Genomic DNA, 16318 nt, shown 5'->3' with positions numbered 1-16318 from the left:
AGACTATGAGTTTGCAAAAGCAATCCCGCAACCAAAAAATATTTTTAGCATGCAAAATGTATACAAAGGACAGGCCGGGCGCCCGTTTCAGGGTGCGCCCGGGGGATGATGGGGCGGTCAGGGCAACGGGAGGCTGTCAGGCCTGCGTCGCACGCTCCCCGCCCAGCTCCGTGATCCGGTCATACAGCGCGCGGGGGATGCTGACGCCTGTGTTCTGCGTGCGCGCCCGCGTACCATAGCGCTGTTGCGATGGCAGCCGCGCGCCCTGGTCGGTGAAGGCGGCGAACAGTGCCTCGGCCCGGGCCTCGTTCAGGGCCGGATCGTCCCCGCCCAACAGCGCCGGATCGAAGGCCACGATCAGCTCCCCATGACAGGGGGCGGCCTTTTCGCCCGCGTCGAACTCCATCGAGTCGCGGCTTGTCATATCACCGATCAGCGGGCCTGCAAGCAGTTCGATCATCGTGGACAGGGCGGTGCCCTTGTGCCCGCCAAAGGTCGTCATCGCCCCGGCCAGAACCTCGGCCGGCACGGTTGAGGGGTTGCCCTGTTCGTTTAGCCCGCAGCCTTCGGGCAACGTTTCGCCCTTGGTCCCGGCCATGGCAATGTCGCTGCGGGCCATGGCACTGGTGGCGAAGTCGAAGACGTAGGGGTTCTTGTCCGCACGGGGCCAGCCGAAGGCCAGCGGGTTGGTCCCCAGCACCGGCTTGATCCCCCCGAAGGGCGCGACCCAGGCGTGGCTGGGCGTCATGGCGAGCGCGGCCAGCCCGCGGCGTGCGAGCGTCTCGACCTCGGGCCAAAGGGCGGAGAAGTGGAAACAGTTGTTGATCGCCAGCACCGCAACGCCCAGCGCCTTGGCCTTCTCTTCAAGCAGCGGCAGGCCGCGCTCGAAGGCGGGCAGCGAATAGCCGAAGCCCGCGTCGACGCGCACCACGGCGGCGGAGGGCTCGGAGACTTCGGGCTCGGCCTGCAGGTTGAAATTGGCGCTTTCGATGGTCATCACGCAGCCCGGCAGCCGCAACAACCCGTGCGAGGCCCGCCCGTCGCGTTCGCACAGGGTGATGGTCTCGGCCACGGGGGCGGCCTGTGTCTCGGTCAGGCCCGCCTTGCGCAGGACCGACAGGGCGAGGGCGCGGACCTCCTCTAGCGAGAGGTCGACTATGTCAACAGCGGGGGGTGTGTTCTCAGCCACGGTGTCATCCTTGCAACTGTCAAAGGGGAGCCATGGGGCGATTTGCGCCCGTCGCCCCAAGCCTGCCGATCATTCCCCGTGGCCGCAACCCGATAAGCCGCGACCGAAGGGCGCGGGTGGGGTGGATCGGGTGGCATGCGCTGGGGCTAGGCGTCCGGCTGGTCTTCCACCACCGCGACAAGGGCGATGAAGTCCCCCATTTTGACAAGGCCGGGCACATGTCGCGCGGTCAGAAGCCCGTCGCGCCGCGCGGTGCAGATCGCAGGTGCCTCACCGCTGCGGTCGGCGGGCCAGATCCGGGCCACGGGCTGGCCCGCACGCAGGGTGTCGCCCAGATCGACAAGGTATTCTACCAGCCCGCTGCGCTCAGCGAAGGTGAAACAGGTCTCGTCCGGCATGTCGAGGTGCACGGTCTCATCGCGCTGCAACGCGCCCTGCTTTATGCCCGCATGCACCAGAAGGTTGTGGATGCCCTTGCGCGCGATGGCGATGCTGCGGGCCGTGGCGGTGCCCGCGCCGCCCAGCTCGGTGGTCACGAAGACCTTGCCCTGTCTCTCGACCTCAGTGTCGAACATGCCCACGTTGTCGATCTCAAGCATCCGCACGGAATAGGGCGCGTTGAAGGCCTGCATCGCGGCCATGCAGGCGGCCTCTTGCTTTTTGTCGTCCAGCACGTGGGCGGCGGCGAAGGGCAGGAAATCCAGCGTGCGCCCGCCCGAGTGGAAGTCGAGCACGATGTCCGCGCGGGGCACCAGTTCGGTCGCGATGTAGTGGCAGATTTTCTGGGTGACTGTGCCATCGGGTGCGCCGGGGAAGCTGCGGTTCATGTTCGCCCCGTCCACCGGAGAGCAACGCGTGCCAGCCGCGACCGCGGGCGTGTTCATCATCGGCAAGATGATGACTCGCCCGGTGATCTCTTCGGGTTGAAGCGAGGTCGCGAGGTCCTGCAGGGCAATGGGCCCTTCGTATTCGTCGCCGTGGTTGCCCCCGGTCAGCAGCGCGGTCGGTCCGTCGCCCTTGGCGATCACCGTGATCGGGATCATCACCGACCCCCACGCGCTGTCGTCACGGCTGTAGGGCAGTTTGAGGAATCCGTGGTACACGCCTTGGGCGTCCAGCGGGATGGTGGGCGTGATGGGATTGCGGCTCATGCTTTCACCCAGAGGTCGCGCGGCGTCTTGCACAGACATTCGTGCCCCGTCTCGGTGATCAGGATCGGCTCGGTGATCTCAAGCCCGCCGTCATCCAGCCAGAGGGCGGGCATGAAATGGAAGGTCATGCCCGCCTCAAGCACCGTGGTGTCGCCGCGCCGGAACGAGATCGTGCGCTCGCCCCAGTCGGGCGGGTAGCTGATGCCGATGGCATAGCCGCAACGGCTGTCCTTCTCGAAGCCCGCCTTGTTGAGCGTTGCGTTGAAAGCATTGGCGATGTCCTGCGCCTGCTTGCCCGGCTTGGCCTGCTCAAGCCCCGCGTCGATGGCGTCGAGCACGGCCGCTTCAGCGTCACGGTATTTCTGCGGCACCTTGCCCAGAAACAGGGTGCGCGACTGCGGGCATTGATAGCGGCGGTGCGCGCCTGCGATCTCGAAGAAGGTCGCCTCGCCGGTCTGCATCGGCCGGTCGTCCCACGTCAGGTGCGGCGCGGTGGCGTCCATCCCCGAGGGCGCCATGGGCACGATGGCGGGATAATCGCCCCAATAGCCGTCGCGCCCGCGAATGCCGGTGGCATAGATTTCGGCGATCAGCTCGTTCTTGCGCAGGCCCGGTTCGGCGATCTCGAAAATGCGGTCGTGCATGGCTTCGGTGATGCGGGCGGCGCGGCGCATGTATTCGATCTCGCGCTCGGATTTCACCGCGCGTTGCCAGTTCACCAAGCCGGTCGCGTCGTCCAACGTCGCCTTGGGAAGGGCCGCGCTCAGCTCCGCGTGCGCCTTAGCGGAATAATAGTAGTTGTCGAGCTCGACGCCGATCCGCGCCGCCTCAAGCCCTGCTTCGGCCAGCAGAGCGCCAAGATCGGCCATCGGGTGCTTGTCGGGGTTCTGCACGAAGGTGTCGTCATAGCCGCGGATCTGGTCGTCGCTGTCCATGAAGACCGTGCGCCGCGCCCCCAGCGCGTCCATCGCACGGCCCCACCAGATCGGGTCGCCGTCATGGGTGAGCACTACGCCTTGAAACACGTAGAACGACCACCCGTCATAGCCCGTGAGCCACGACATATTGGACGGATCAGTGACAAAGATCGCATCCAGCCCCCGTTTCGACATGGCCGCGCGGGTCTTGGCGATGCGGCGGCGGTATTCGTCGGTGGTGAAGTTCTTTTGATAGGTCGTCATGGTCCAGCCTTTGAAAGTGCACGTCGCGGGACGGAAGGGGGGCGGCGAGGGTGGGGCGTCCGGTCAGCCGGTCCCGCAACTGTCGGTGGTTTCGCGCGGCGCGTATCGGCCGTTTGCGTCGTCACGCGGGCCGATCCCGACCTTTCGCACCCGCGCACGCTCGCACCTTGCGGCCGGTGCGTGGGCAATTGACACCCCGTTCCGCGTGTCGGACATGGGGGTTATGAACATGCACCGGCTGGACAAGATCGACATCGCCCTGCTGGCCGAGCTGGCCCGCGACGGACGGCTGAGCAAAAGCGCGCTGGCGCGGCGCGTGGGGCTGGGGCCGACGTCGTGTTGGGAGCGGATGAAGCGGCTGGAAGAGGCCGGCGTCATCACCGGTTACCGCGCCGAGTTCTCGTTGCGGGCGATTGGCCCCTCGGTGACGGTTTTCGTCATGGTCGAGCTGGATGCGCACAAGGCGCAGAACTTCGACCGCTTCGAGCGCGAGATCGCCCGCCATGACGAGATCACCGGCTGCTGGGCCATCGGCGGCGGCTATGACTACCTTATGCAGGTCGTCACGCGGGACATCGACAGCTATCAGGCGTTGATCGACACGGTGCTGGAACAGCGGGCCGGCGTGTCGCGCTATTTCAGCTATATCGTGACGAAACCGGTCAAGGACGCGCCGCCGCCCTTCGACAGTCTTTCGCAAAGCTGAACGCCGCGCCGAAGAACTTTCGGGCAAAGCGGCAAACGGCTGAAAAAGTTTCGCGCCGGTCGCGGCTACCCTTCGGCAACCCTCAAGTCGACGACGGAGCAGCCCATGACCGCGCAGCGCAGCAATGACCAACTCACCCAGTGGGATCACGACCACTTTTTCCACCCCTCGACCCATCTGGGGCAATTCGCCCGGCGCGAGGTGGGCAACCGCATCGTGCAAACGGCCGAGGGTGTGCATATCACGGATCGTGAGGGGCGCAGCTCGCTCGATGCGTTCGCGGGGCTTTACTGCGTGAACGTGGGCTACGGGCGCCCCGAGATTGCCGAAGCCATCGCCGAGCAGGCGCGCGAGCTGGCCTATTATCACTCCTATGTCGGGCACGGCACCGAAGCCTCGATCGCCCTGTCGCGGATGATCGCGGAACGCGCGCCCGAGGGGTTAAACCACGTCTATTACGGCATGTCCGGATCGGACGCGAACGAGACGAACATCAAGCTTGTCTGGTACTACAACAACATTCTGGGCCGTCCGGAGAAGAAAAAGATCATCTCGCGCTGGCGTGGTTATCACGGGTCCGGCTTGATGACCGGCTCGCTGACCGGGTTGGAATTGTTTCACAAGAAGTTCGATCTGCCGCTCAGTCAGGTGATCCACACCGAAGCGCCTTATTATTTCCGGCGCGAGGATCGCGCGCTCAGCGAAGCGGCCTTCAGCGCGGAATGTGCCGAAAAGCTTGAAGCGCTGATCCAGCGCGAAGGGCCAGACACCATCGCCGCCTTCATCGGTGAACCTGTGCTGGGCACGGGCGGCATCGTGCCCCCGCCCGAAGGCTATTGGGACGCGATCCAGAAGGTCCTGCGCAAGCACGACATCCTGCTGATCGCCGATGAGGTCGTGACCGGGTTCGGGCGGCTGGGCACCATGATGGGGTCGGATCACTACGGGCTGAAGCCGGACCTGATCACCATCGCCAAGGGGCTGACCTCAGCCTATGCGCCGCTGTCGGGCTCCATCGTGTCCGACCGGATGTGGGAGGTGCTGGAGCGCGGCACCGACGAATTCGGCGCCATCGGCCACGGTTGGACCTATTCCGCGCATCCCATCGGGGCGGCGGCGGGGGTGGCGAACCTGAAGCTGCTGGACAGTCTCGACCTTGTGTCAAACGCGGGCGAGGTGGGTGGCTACCTCAACCGCGCGATGGCCGAGGCGCTGGGCGATCACGCCAACGTGGGCGAGATCCGGGGCGAGGGGATGCTCTGTGCTGTAGAACTGGTCAAGGACCGCGACGACCGCGTGTTCTTCGAGGCCGCCGACAAGGTGGCGCCGCGGATCGTGGCGAAGATGCTCGACCTCGGGGTGATCGCGCGGGCCATGCCGCAGGGCGACATCATCGGCTTCGCGCCGCCGTTCTCTTTGACCCACGCGCAGGCGGAGGAGGTGGTGGCGGCCACCAAGGCTGCCGTGGCCGACGTGCTGGGCTAGACAGGGGCGGCTTGCGTGGCGCACGACCTTCCGTCCCTGATCCGTCTGCGGCATTGGCTGCACGCGCACCCCGAGCTGTCGCGGCAGGAGGGGGCCACCGCCCGCCACCTGCGCGGCTTCCTGCAAGACAGCGCGCCGCCGGACCGGATCGTGCCCCTGCACGGGGCCGGCTTCGCCGCGGTCTATGACGGGCGTGCGGCGGGGCCGACGGTGCTGCTGCGCTGCGAACTCGACGCGCTGCCGATCCACGAGACGAACGCGGATCTGGCCTATCGCTCTATCGTGGACGGGGTCGGGCACAAATGCGGCCACGACGGGCATATGGCCATCCTTGCCGGCGTCGCGCAGGAACTGGCCGCGCGCCCGCTGGCGGGTCGCGTCGTTCTGTTGTTCCAGCCGGATGAGGAGACCGGAACTGGCGCGCGCGACAGTCTGGCGCATCCGAACTTCGCGCAGCTCGCGCCGGATTACGCCTTCGCGCTGCACAACCTTCCCGGGTATCCCGCAGGAGAGGTCGTCTGCCGCGCAGGCACCTTCGCCTCTGAGGTGCTCTATGCGGCGGTCCGTTTCACCGGCAAAGAGGCGCACAGCGCCCAGCCCGAAACCGGCGCCAGCCCCGCCTTTGCCGCCGCGGAACTGACCCTTGCCACCCGCACCATTCAGGCCGCCCACGACCGCCCCGAGGCCTATGCGCTGGCCGTGCCGGTTTTCGCGCGCATGGGGGTCGCCGCTTCGGGCATCAGCCCGGCCGAGGGGGAAGTGCATGTCACCCTGCGCGCGCCCGAGAGCGCCACCGTGGACCAGATGTGGCAAGCCCTGACCGACACCGCCCGCGCGCTTGCCCAGCGGGACGGTCTGGACGTGGCGTTCGAGGTGCGCGAGCATTTCCCCGCCACGCAGAACGCCGAAAGGGCGGTGGCGATGATCGCCCGTGCGGCGGATCAGGCCGGGCTCACATACCGCACCATCGACCATCCGTTCCGCTGGGGCGAGGATTTCGGCGCGCTCATCCGGGACACCCCGGGCGCGATGTTCGGGCTGGGGGCAGGGCAGGGCCGGCCAGACTTGCACCACGCCGATTACGACTTTCCCGATGCGATCCTGCCACAGGGGATCGCGATGTTCATGGCCCTGATTGATGCGGCGCTAAGCTGAACTCGGCACGCGCTCAGGTTGAACATGAATATCCATTCATTTTTTCCTTGTAACGCTTCGGGCGCTGGCTACTATCCGGGTCCAAGGGAGACATTCTAAAATGATCATTCGCATTATCGACAGTGTGAACGAGCTGGTCGGGCGCGTGGTGTCCGTCGTGGCCGTCGTTTTCGCCGCGATCATCATCTACGACGTGTTCATGCGCTACGCGTTGAACGCGCCCACGCGCTGGGCCTTCGATGTGACGAAGATGCTTTACGGGTTCTATTTCGTCCTGCTGGGGGGCTACGCCCTGCGTCATCAGGCCCATGTGCGCGTCGATCTGGTGACCGAGGCCCTGTCGCCCATGGCGCGCCGCATCGTGGAAATCCTTGGTTATCTGATCTTTTTCTTCCCCTTTGCATGGATTTTCATGACCCGCAGCTATGAATTCGCCATGCGGTCCTATGCGCAAGGTGAGACGACCTATGGCTCGGTGCAGCTGCCGGTCTATCCGCTGAAAATGGCGATGGCCCTCGCCGCCGCGCTTCTGATGCTGCAGGGCATTTCGCAAGTCCTGAAGCTTGTTTTCGACCACCGTGAGGATCTGCCCAGTGACGCCTGAACTTATCGCGCTCTCCATGTTCGGCCTGTTGTTGCTGGGCCTGTTCATGGGGCACCCCTTGGCGTTCGTTCTGGGCGGGACGGCGGTGCTGGGCACCCTGATCGCGGGCAAGCCGATGGTGCTGGGCATCGTCATCAACCGAATTTTCGGCGACGTGCTGGACAATTTCACGCTGATCGCGATTCCGCTGTTCATCCTGATGGCGCGGTTCCTGTCCGACAGCGGGGTGACCGACAAGATGTTCGAATCCCTGCGGTTGATGATGTCGAACGTGCGCGGCGGGCTGGCGCTGGCGGTGGTGTTCATCTCGATCCTGCTGGCGGCGACCACCGGCATCATCGGCGCGTCGATCACCGTGATGGGCGTGATGGCGCTGCGTCCGATGCTGCAATACGGCTATTCGCCCACGCTGACCACGGGCGTGATCGCCGCCTCGGGCTGTTTGGGCATCCTTATTCCGCCGTCGATCATGTTGATCCTGATGGCCAGCTATTCGCCCCTGTCCGTGGGCGAGCTGTTCGCCGGAGCGATGATCCCGGGCGTGCTGCTGGGCCTGCTGTACGCGGTCTGGGTGGTGATCGTCGCGGTGGTGCGGCCCGACATGGCCCCCGCGGTCGAGCCGGACGAGAAGATCAGCAAGGCGGCGCTGGCCCGCATGCTGGCGATCGAGGCAGTGCCGCCGCTGGTGCTGATCCTTGGTATCCTTGGCTCGTTGCTGGCCGGGATCGCCACGGCGACCGAAGCCTCGGCCATCGGGGCGGCGCTGGCACTGGTGATCGTGATCCTGCGGCGCAAGTTCACGTGGCGCAGCTTCTATGGCGCCATGCTCGAGACCGGGCGCACCTCGGCGATGATCCTGTTCATCGTGGTCGGCGCGACCGCCTTCACCGGCGTGTTCAACATCACGGGCGGCTTGCGCGCCACGCAGGACATCATCCGCAGCCTGGATATGGAGCCCTGGATGCTGATCGCCATGATGCTGTTCATCGTGTTCATCCTTGGCGCTTTCCTGGACTGGACCGGGATCGTGCTGCTGTCCTTCCCGATCTTCCTGCCGATCATTCAGGAGATGGACGTCAACCTGCTGTGGTTCGTGGTCCTGATGTCGGTGGTCCTGCAGACGTCCTTCCTGACGCCGCCCTTCGGATATGCGCTGTTCTACTTACGTGCGATTGCGCCGGCGTCAGTCAAAACCACCCATATCATCATCGGTGTCCTGCCGTTCATCGGCCTGATCCTGATGATGTGTCTGGCCGTGGCCCTGTTCCCGCAGCTCGTCACCTGGCTGCCGGAAACGCTCTATACCAAATAAAAAAACCCAGAGGAGGTATGACGATGACTTTCAAATCAACCCTTATTGCGGGTGCGGCCTTTGCGGCGGCCCTGTCGTCGCCGGCGGTGGCGCAGGACAGCTGGACCATGACGACCACATGGCCGACTTCGCTCGAGCTGATCGAGATCGACAAGCACTTTGTCGATCTGGCCAACACCTTGACCGGCGACGATCTGACCATCGAATTCTTCGAAGGCGGTGCGCTTGTGCCGGCGGGCGAAGTGTTCGGCGCGGTCGAATCCAACACCATTCAGGCCGGGGCGGACTGGCCGGGCTACTGGGCCGGGCGCAACTCGGCGTTTTCGCCTTTGGCCACGACGGCCAGCCTGTTCAACGCGGTCGACTATGTGAACTGGATCGAACAATGGGGCGGGGCCGATCTTTATAACGAGATCTACGGCAAGTTCGGCATGGTCTATCTGCCCTACGGCGTGACCAACAACGAATCCGGCTTCCGCACCAACCAGAAGATCGAGACGCTTGACGATCTGCAAGGCATGCGCCTGCGCCTGTCCGGTCTTGAGCAGGGGCGCCTGCTTGAGAAACTCGGCGGCAGCCAGGTCTCCATGGCCGGTGGCGAAATCTACCAGTCGCTGGAGCGTGGCGTGATCGACGGGGCGGAATTCTCGACCCCGAACGTCGATTTCTCCGGCGGGTTCCAGCAGGTCACCACCCACTGGGCGACGCCCGGTTGGCACCAGTCCGCGTCGATCTTCGGTGTGATGATCAACAAGGACGCTTGGGACGCGCTGTCGGAAGACACGCAGAACGACCTGAAGGTGGCCTCGCAAGCCACGCTTTTGTGGTCGCTCTCTTTCACCGAGCGCCGCGCGACGGAAGCCTATCAGCAGTTCATCGACGCCGGGATTGAGATCACCCGCTACGACGACGAAACGCTGGCGAAGATTCAGGAAATGGCCAACGAAGTGATCGAGCAGACCGCTTGCGAGAACCCCGATTCCGCGAAGGTCTATCTCAGCCAGCTCGAGTATCTTGAGGATTACGCCAAGTGGCGCGATGCCTCGGCCCCGTTCAACCTGGGCCGCACGCCCAACGGGCCGGACATCGAAGCCATCCGCGCCTGCGCCAACTAAGCGCCGCGCTTGAGATGAAGACAGGCCCCGGACCTCGGTTCGGGGTCTTTTGCATGGGCGATGGTTTGCGGGGCTCAGGGTCCCAAGATCACCCTCGTCCCCCATTGCGCACAGCGGGCCTGCAGGGGGGCGTCCAGCGGCTGATCCGTGAACAGGGCGTCCGCATCGGCCAGCGACGCGATGCTCAACGGGGCCTTGCGCCGGAACTTGTCGTGATCGGCGACGATCATCACCTGTCGCGACCGGTCGATGGCGCGGCGGCTGACCAGCACCTCTTGCTCGTCGAAATCCAGCAGATCGCCGTCGGCGTCTATGGCCGAACAGCCCAGCACCGACAGGTCGAATTTGAACTGCCCCACCATCTCGGCCGCGAGCATCCCCACAAGCCCGCCATCCGCCCGCCGCAATACGCCACCGGTCAGGATGATCTCGCAACTGCGGTTGGCCGCGAGGATGGTGGCGATGTTGGTGTTGTTCGTCACGACCAGCAGGTTTTCATGGTCTAGCAGCGCATGGGCGACCGCTTCGGTCGTGGTGCCGATATTGAGGAACACCGACGCGCCATTGGGGATGGCCTGTGCGCAGGCGCGGGCGATGCGGGCTTTGCCGTCGGCGTTCAACTGCTGGCGTTCCGCGTATTCGATGTTCACCACGCCCGAGGCGATGACCGCCCCGCCGTGCACCCGCTCAAGCCGTCCACTGGCGGCAAGCTCGGCCAGATCGCGGCGAATGGTCTGAACGGTCACGTCGTAACGCTTCGCCAGCCCGTCAACGGTCACTTTCCCGTCCGTCCGCGCAAGGTCAAGGATCTCTTTCTGCCTGAAATTCGAGACCAAGGCCCCCTCCGTTCCGCATGTGTTCGTTTTCCCGCGTTCTGGCCGTATCGCGCCAAACCGTGCTGGTATTTTCCGCACAATGGCATAGATAGGAGAAAACGAACAGAAACGAATGTTCGATCCTGATTGTTTTTCCCTTCGCGGAGAAACCTTCACCCCGCCCGTTGCCCCGTTGAAAGGAAATCCCGTGCCCCAGACCCCGCCTTCAGACGTTGCCGATCTGTTCATCATCGGGGGCGGCATCAACGGCTGCGGGATCGCGCGCGATGCGGCGGGGCGGGGGTTGCAGGTGGAGCTGGCCGAGATGAACGACCTTGCCTCGGCGACCTCGTCCGCCTCGACCAAGCTGTTTCACGGCGGGTTGCGCTATCTGGAATATTGGGACGTGCGGCTGGTGCGCGAAGCGCTGATCGAACGCGAAACCCTGCTGCGGGCGATGCCGCATATCTCTTGGCCGATGCGCTTCGTGCTGCCCTATCACAAGGACATGCGGTTCGAGGGGGACACGCCAACGTCAAAGGCGCTGTCGCTGGTCATGCCGTGGATGAAGGGGCGGCGTCCGTCCTGGCTGATCCGGCTGGGCCTGTTTCTCTATGACACGCTGGGCGGGCGGCAGATCCTCAAGGGCACGACCTCGGTCGATCTGACGAACACGCCGGAGGGGGCACCGCTGAAGGACCGCTTCACCGCGGCCTATGAATACTCCGACTGCTGGGTTGAGGACAGCCGGCTGGTGGTTCTGAACGCCCGCGACGCCAAGCTGCGGGGGGCGACGATCCACACCCGCACCAAGGTGGTCGCGGCCCGGCAGGTCGGCGGCCTCTGGCAGATCACGCTGGAGGATGCGACCACGGGCGCGCAGCGCGACGTGCGCGCGCGGATGCTGGTCAACGCGGGCGGCCCCTGGGTGGGGGAGGTGATCCACAACCAAGTGCATGTGCCCGCCACCGCCGGGGTGCGGCTGGTGCGCGGCAGCCATATCGTCACCCGCAGGCTTTATGAGCACGACAAATGCTACTTCTTTCAAGGCACGGATGGGCGGATCATCTTCACCATCCCCTTCGAGCGCGATTTCACCCTGATCGGCACCACCGATGCCGAGCACGCGGATGTCTCGGTCCCGCCGGTCTGCACGCCCGAAGAACAGGCCTATCTCATTGATTTCGCGAACAGCTACCTCAAAACGCCAGTGACGCAGGACGACATCGTCTGGACCTATTCCGGCGTTCGACCGCTTTATGACGACGGGGCCAGTTCAGCCACGGCGGCGACGCGGGAATACGTGCTGACCGTGAATGAAGCCGCCGGTGCGCCGTTGCTCAACGTGTTCGGCGGCAAGATCACCACCTATCGCAAGCTGGCCGAAGCGGCGCTGGACAAGATCGCGCCGTTCTTCCCGGAACTCCCCGGCGACTGGACCGCAGGCGTGCCGCTGCCGGGGGGGGATTTTCCGGTCGATGGGGTGGCGGAGCTGACCGAACGGCTTGCCGCGGCCTATCCGTTCCTGACCGAGCCATGGGCCACACGGCTGGTCAAAGCCTATGGCACCGACGCCTTCGCGGTTCTGGGGGACGCCAAAACGGCCGAGGATCTGGGGCAGGACTTCGGCGGGGATCTGACCGCGCAAGAGGTGCGCTGGCTGATGCAGCACGAATTTGCCCGCACCGCCGAAGATGTCGTCTGGCGCCGGTCCAAACGCGGCTTGCGCCTGAGCGCGGACCAGATCGCGGCGCTGGATGACTGGATGGCCGCGCAGCTTTGAGCGGCGATTTCACGACATCGTTTGAGCCGTGCGCCCAATGTGTTATTGAATATCGGCGTAAACCAGCTATTCGTCGCGCAATATTGAAATTGGAGCAGACACATGGCCGCGAAAGAAATTCTCGTCCTTGAGGATGAAGCGCTCATCGCGATCGACATCGAAACGACACTGGCCGACGCGGGCTTCAACGAGATTACCGTGCACGCGACGGCGGCTTCGGCGCTTGAGCGGATCGAACAGGCGCGGCCCACTGCGGCGTTTCTGGACTTCAATCTGGGCCGGGATGAAACCAGCGTCGACGTGGCCGAAAAGCTCAAGACGCTGGGCGTGCCCTTTGTTTTCCTGACCGGCTACACCGAGGCCACCGTCAGCCTACCGGATGAGCTGGACAGCGCGCAGCGCATCGAAAAACCGTTCCAGCCGAACGAGTTGATCACCGCCGCCGAGGATATGCTGCAAACGGTGAAGTGACCGGGCGCGGGGGTCTCCCGCGAAAGGGCGAATTCCGCCGATCCGCTCGATGTCGCGTCAAGATGGCTTCCGGTTGGCGCGGTCCGCGCGTTACGGTGCGGCATGACATACAGCAAACGACAGTTCCTTTTCGGATTTTCCGCCCTGACGCTGGCCGCCTGCGGCGCCTCGGGCCCCATGGTGCAACCGGCACAGGCCGACAGCGTGCCCGACGATCTGCGCCCGGTCCGGACCGAGGCGTTCAGCCGCTGGGTGGCCAATTTCCGCCCCCGCGCGCAGGCCGCCGGCATCGCGCAAGCCACCTTTGATGCGGCTTTCGCCGATGCGGGTTACATCCCCGGCGTCGTGGCACGGGACGGCAACCAGATCCAGACGCGGCGCACGCTCGAAGAATACCTCTCTATCGCCACGTCAGCGGAGCGTCTGGCCAAGGGCCGCGCCGCGATGGCGCGCCACGCGGATACGCTGAACGCGATTGAGGGGCGCTACGGGGTCGAAGCGCGGATCGTCGCGGCGATCTGGGGCATGGAGAGCACCTTTGGCGAGAAGCGCGGGCAGATCCCGGTGATCTCCTCCACTGCGACACTGGCCTTCGACGGGCGGCGGGGCGCGTTCTACGAAAGCCAGCTCATCGCCTCGCTGAAAATCCTTGAGCGGGGCGACACCACGCCGGCGCAACTTACTGGAAGCTGGGCGGGGGCCATGGGGCACACGCAATTCATCCCGACGTCGTATCAATCCTTCGCCGTGGATTTCAACGGCGACGGCCGCCGCGATATCTGGAGCGATGATCCAGCCGACGCGCTGGCCTCAACCGCGAGTTATCTGGCGCGGAACGGCTGGCAGCGCGGGGTGCCATGGGGCGCGGAAGAGGGGACGAGCAACCTGTCCGGGCGGCGGGTGCGCCCGCAGGCGGGCGGCGTGGCTTTTACCGTAACGCGCAACTTCAACGTGCTGAAAACCTATAACAATTCGGATTTCTACGCGATTGCCGTGGGGCATCTGTCCGACCGTCTGGCCGGTGCGGGGCCGTTGCAGGGGTCCTTTCCGCCCGATGCGAACGGGCTGACAGCGGCCGACCGGATCGCGATCCAGCAAGGCTTGACCGCGCGGGGCTATGACATTGGCACCATCGACGGGGTGATCGGCGCGCGGACCGAAGCGGCGATTGCGGATTTCCAACGCAGGCAAGGGCTCAGCGTCACGGGGCAGGCCACCCGAGACGTGCTGCAAGCCCTGCGCTGAGGCGTCGGGCGGCGGAACTTGCACGCGGTGCGGGCGTTTCCTTCAGGAAGGAGGTGCCCCGATGGACCGTTTGAGCTTTGTCCTGACTCTGGTGGCGAACGCCGTTCTGGTCGGCTCGCTGCTGACGCTGGTGTTGGCGCTGGGCTATTACACATGGCCGCCGATTGTCGCCGCGATTGTGGTCGGGTTTAGCCTGTCGTGGCCCGCCGCCTTCCTTGTGTCCCGCTGGATCAAACGCGACGACTCCGAGTTCGACCACACCCGGATCGAACGCACCAAAGGCGCGCCGGTGAATCCGAACAAGCCCGAAGTCTAGGCCGATACAGCTTTCCCTTTTCCTTTGCCGCGCCCCTCATTAGGGTGCGCCACAAAGGAAGCCGCCCATGCCCGACATCGTAGAAGTCCGCAACCTGACGAAACGCTATGACGGCGGGTTCGAGGCGCTGAAATCCGTGGACCTGTCCATCCGCGAGGGCGAGATCATCGCCCTGCTCGGTCCCAACGGGGCGGGCAAGACGACACTGATCTCGACCATCTGCGGCATCACGCGGGCCACTGGCGGCAGCGTGACCATCGGCGGCCATGACACCGTCACCGACTTCCGCGCCGCCCGCAGTCTTGTCGGGCTGGTGCCGCAAGAGATTAACCTCGAGCCGTTCGAGACCGTGATGAACAGCGTGCGGTTTTCGCGCGGGCTGTTCGGCAAGGCGCCGGACGCAGCCTATCTGGAACGGGTCCTGAAATCGCTGTCGCTCTGGGACAAGCGGGACGCCAAGATCATGATGCTGTCGGGCGGGATGAAACGCCGCGTGTTGATCGCCAAGGCTCTGAGCCATGGGCCGCGGGTGCTGTTTCTGGACGAGCCGACTGCTGGCGTCGACGTGGAGCTGCGCAAGGACATGTGGGAGGTTGTGGCCCGCCTCAAGGCCGATGGTGTGACGATCATCCTCACCACCCATTACATCGAGGAAGCCGAGGCCATCGCCGACCGGATCGCCGTGATTGCCAAGGGCGAAATCCTGCTGGTCGAGGAGAAAAGCGCGCTGATGTCCCGGCTGGGGCAAAAGACGCTGCGGATCGAACTGGCCGAACCGGTGACGCAGATTCCGCCCGCGCTTGGGGCCTATCACTTGGGTCTTGAGGGGGGTGATCTGCTCTACACCTACGACACCCAGACCGAGCGCACCGGCATCACCAGCCTGCTGGCAGACCTGCAAGACGCCGGGTTGCAGATGACCGACCTGCAGACCCACGAAAGCTCGCTTGAGGATATCTTTGTCTCGCTCGTGACCGAACAGGAGGCGGGCGCATGAATCTGCAAGCCGTCAAATCCATCTACATGTTTGAGATGGCGCGGTTTTTCCGCACGCTCTTGCAAAGTTTCGTCAGCCCGGTGATTTCAACCTCGCTGTATTTTGTGGTCTTCGGCACGGCCATCGGCAGCCGCATTCAAGAGGTTGAGGGCGTGGGCTACGGCGCCTTCATCGTGCCCGGCCTGATCATGCTGTCGGTGATGACGCAGGCCACCAGCAACGCCAGTTTCGGCATCTATTTTCCGAAATTCATCGGCACGATTTATGAGCTGCTGTCCGCCCCGGTGAGCTTTCTCGAGATCACGCTGGGCTATGTCGGGGCGGCGGCGACCAAGGCGCTGTTCATCGGTCTGGTGATCCTTGCGACCTCGTTCCTGTTCGTGGACCTCAGCATTGCACACCCCTTCGCCATGCTGGCCTTCCTCGTTCTCACCTGCGTGAGCTTTTCGCTGCTGGGGTTCATCATCGGCATCTGGGCGGGCAACTTTGAGCAGTTGCAACTGATCCCGCTGCTGATCATCACGCCCTTGGTGTTTCTGGGCGGGTCGTTCTATTCGGTGACGATGTTGCCGCCGATCTGGCAGACGATCACCATGTTCAATCCGGTGGTTTACCTGATTTCCGGCTTTCGCTGGGCCTTCTTCGACACGGCGGATGTGCCCATCGGGCTAAGCCTGTTTGCCATCGGTTTGTTCACCGGGGTCTGCCTTGCCATCATCGCGTGGATTTTCCGCACCGGCTGGCGGATCAGACAGTGATGGCTGGCCTTGTTTCCCCGCGCGCCGCGCCCTAG

The 16318-nt window shown here is 64.4% G+C and carries 16 protein-coding genes; 12 read left to right on the top strand and 4 right to left on the bottom strand.

The features are described from left to right. Positions 1-136: 136 nt before the first annotated feature. From DC363_RS05950 to DC363_RS05940, 3 genes are all read right to left on the bottom strand, one after another. Positions 137-1189, bottom strand: a complete 1053-nt coding sequence (locus DC363_RS05950) for an Ldh family oxidoreductase (protein ID WP_108640211.1) — start codon at positions 1187-1189, stop codon at positions 137-139. Positions 1190-1335: 146 nt separating this feature from the next. Continuing rightward, positions 1336-2340, bottom strand: coding sequence for a N(2)-acetyl-L-2,4-diaminobutanoate deacetylase DoeB (doeB, locus tag DC363_RS05945; RefSeq protein WP_196778380.1), 1005 nt, complete (start codon positions 2338-2340; stop codon positions 1336-1338). Then, positions 2337-3521, bottom strand: coding sequence for a M24 family metallopeptidase (locus DC363_RS05940; protein ID WP_108640209.1), 1185 nt, complete (start codon positions 3519-3521; stop codon positions 2337-2339). The genes doeB and DC363_RS05940 overlap by 4 nt, the downstream gene beginning before the upstream one ends. Positions 3522-3744: 223 nt before the next feature. On the opposite strand from DC363_RS05940, the gene DC363_RS05935 reads away from it, so the two are divergent. The 6 genes from DC363_RS05935 to dctP all read left to right on the top strand — a co-directional run bounded on the left by DC363_RS05935 (position 3745) and on the right by dctP (position 9898). Beyond that, entirely contained in the window at positions 3745-4227 is a 483-nt protein-coding gene (locus tag DC363_RS05935; RefSeq protein WP_241962941.1) for an Lrp/AsnC family transcriptional regulator, read from the top strand. Positions 4228-4332: 105 nt separating this feature from the next. Beyond that, positions 4333-5712, top strand: a complete 1380-nt coding sequence (locus tag DC363_RS05930; RefSeq protein ID WP_108640208.1) for an aspartate aminotransferase family protein — start codon at positions 4333-4335, stop codon at positions 5710-5712. A 15-nt stretch (positions 5713-5727) separates the two neighbouring features. Then, positions 5728-6867, top strand: coding sequence for an amidohydrolase (locus tag DC363_RS05925; protein ID WP_108640207.1), 1140 nt, complete (start codon positions 5728-5730; stop codon positions 6865-6867). A gap of 100 nt (positions 6868-6967) precedes the next feature. Next, positions 6968-7471 carry a TRAP transporter small permease subunit gene (locus tag DC363_RS05920; protein ID WP_108640206.1) on the top strand — a complete coding sequence of 168 codons (504 nt, stop codon included), beginning with the start codon at positions 6968-6970 and terminating at the stop codon, positions 7469-7471. A 16-nt stretch (positions 7472-7487) separates the two neighbouring features. Continuing rightward, positions 7488-8783 (top strand): TRAP transporter large permease, encoded by a 1296-nt coding sequence (locus tag DC363_RS05915; RefSeq protein ID WP_108640321.1) that lies wholly within the window; start codon positions 7488-7490, stop codon positions 8781-8783. A gap of 23 nt (positions 8784-8806) precedes the next feature. Further along, positions 8807-9898: a TRAP transporter substrate-binding protein DctP gene (dctP, locus tag DC363_RS05910; RefSeq protein ID WP_108640205.1), complete on the top strand. Its 1092-nt coding sequence runs from the start codon at positions 8807-8809 to the stop codon at positions 9896-9898. A gap of 74 nt (positions 9899-9972) precedes the next feature. Here dctP and DC363_RS05905 read toward each other — a convergent pair whose 3' ends face one another. Next, entirely contained in the window at positions 9973-10734 is a 762-nt protein-coding gene (locus DC363_RS05905; protein WP_108640204.1) for a DeoR/GlpR family DNA-binding transcription regulator, read from the bottom strand. Between the two features lie 112 nt (positions 10735-10846). Here DC363_RS05905 and glpD point away from each other — a divergent pair, with 112 nt between their 5' ends. From glpD to DC363_RS05875, 6 genes are all read left to right on the top strand, one after another. Next, positions 10847-12496 carry a glycerol-3-phosphate dehydrogenase gene (gene glpD / locus DC363_RS05900; protein WP_108640203.1) on the top strand — a complete coding sequence of 550 codons (1650 nt, stop codon included), beginning with the start codon at positions 10847-10849 and terminating at the stop codon, positions 12494-12496. A gap of 102 nt (positions 12497-12598) precedes the next feature. Continuing rightward, the gene (locus DC363_RS05895; RefSeq protein ID WP_108640202.1) at positions 12599-12967 is read left to right on the top strand and encodes a response regulator; all 369 of its coding nucleotides are present in this window, start codon (positions 12599-12601) and stop codon (positions 12965-12967) included. 102 nt (positions 12968-13069) lie between these two features. Then, positions 13070-14212, top strand: a complete 1143-nt coding sequence (locus DC363_RS05890; RefSeq protein ID WP_108640201.1) for a lytic murein transglycosylase — start codon at positions 13070-13072, stop codon at positions 14210-14212. A gap of 61 nt (positions 14213-14273) precedes the next feature. Next, entirely contained in the window at positions 14274-14528 is a 255-nt protein-coding gene (locus DC363_RS05885; protein ID WP_108640200.1) for a hypothetical protein, read from the top strand. A 67-nt stretch (positions 14529-14595) separates the two neighbouring features. Continuing rightward, positions 14596-15525 (top strand): ABC transporter ATP-binding protein, encoded by a 930-nt coding sequence (locus DC363_RS05880; RefSeq protein WP_108640199.1) that lies wholly within the window; start codon positions 14596-14598, stop codon positions 15523-15525. After that, positions 15522-16283, top strand: a complete 762-nt coding sequence (locus tag DC363_RS05875) for an ABC transporter permease (protein WP_108640198.1) — start codon at positions 15522-15524, stop codon at positions 16281-16283. The genes DC363_RS05880 and DC363_RS05875 overlap by 4 nt, the downstream gene beginning before the upstream one ends. Positions 16284-16318: the final 35 nt, after the last annotated feature.

This window comes from Thalassorhabdomicrobium marinisediminis (genome assembly GCF_003072065.1).
GTDB classification, from domain to species: domain Bacteria; phylum Pseudomonadota; class Alphaproteobacteria; order Rhodobacterales; family Rhodobacteraceae; genus Octadecabacter; species Octadecabacter marinisediminis.
The sequence above is the reverse complement of the archived record's forward strand: the minus strand, read 5'-3'. Positions and strand labels throughout refer to the sequence as shown.

Excerpts from the sequence above, each read along its gene's own strand:
- doeB (WP_196778380.1), bottom strand. The coding sequence starts at position 2,340 with ATGAGCCGCAATCCCATCACGCCCACCATCCCGCTGGACGCCCAAGGC.
- DC363_RS05940 (WP_108640209.1), bottom strand. The coding sequence starts at position 3,521 with ATGACGACCTATCAAAAGAACTTCACCACCGACGAATACCGCCGCCGC.
- DC363_RS05935 (WP_241962941.1), top strand. The coding sequence starts at position 3,745 with ATGAACATGCACCGGCTGGACAAGATCGACATCGCCCTGCTGGCCGAG.
- DC363_RS05930 (WP_108640208.1), top strand. The coding sequence starts at position 4,333 with ATGACCGCGCAGCGCAGCAATGACCAACTCACCCAGTGGGATCACGAC.
- DC363_RS05920 (WP_108640206.1), top strand. The coding sequence starts at position 6,968 with ATGATCATTCGCATTATCGACAGTGTGAACGAGCTGGTCGGGCGCGTG.
- DC363_RS05915 (WP_108640321.1), top strand. The coding sequence starts at position 7,488 with ATGTTCGGCCTGTTGTTGCTGGGCCTGTTCATGGGGCACCCCTTGGCG.
- dctP (WP_108640205.1), top strand. The coding sequence starts at position 8,807 with ATGACTTTCAAATCAACCCTTATTGCGGGTGCGGCCTTTGCGGCGGCC.
- glpD (WP_108640203.1), top strand. The coding sequence starts at position 10,847 with ATGTTCGATCCTGATTGTTTTTCCCTTCGCGGAGAAACCTTCACCCCG.
- DC363_RS05895 (WP_108640202.1), top strand. The coding sequence starts at position 12,599 with ATGGCCGCGAAAGAAATTCTCGTCCTTGAGGATGAAGCGCTCATCGCG.
- DC363_RS05890 (WP_108640201.1), top strand. The coding sequence starts at position 13,070 with ATGACATACAGCAAACGACAGTTCCTTTTCGGATTTTCCGCCCTGACG.
- DC363_RS05885 (WP_108640200.1), top strand. The coding sequence starts at position 14,274 with ATGGACCGTTTGAGCTTTGTCCTGACTCTGGTGGCGAACGCCGTTCTG.
- DC363_RS05880 (WP_108640199.1), top strand. The coding sequence starts at position 14,596 with ATGCCCGACATCGTAGAAGTCCGCAACCTGACGAAACGCTATGACGGC.
- DC363_RS05875 (WP_108640198.1), top strand. The coding sequence starts at position 15,522 with ATGAATCTGCAAGCCGTCAAATCCATCTACATGTTTGAGATGGCGCGG.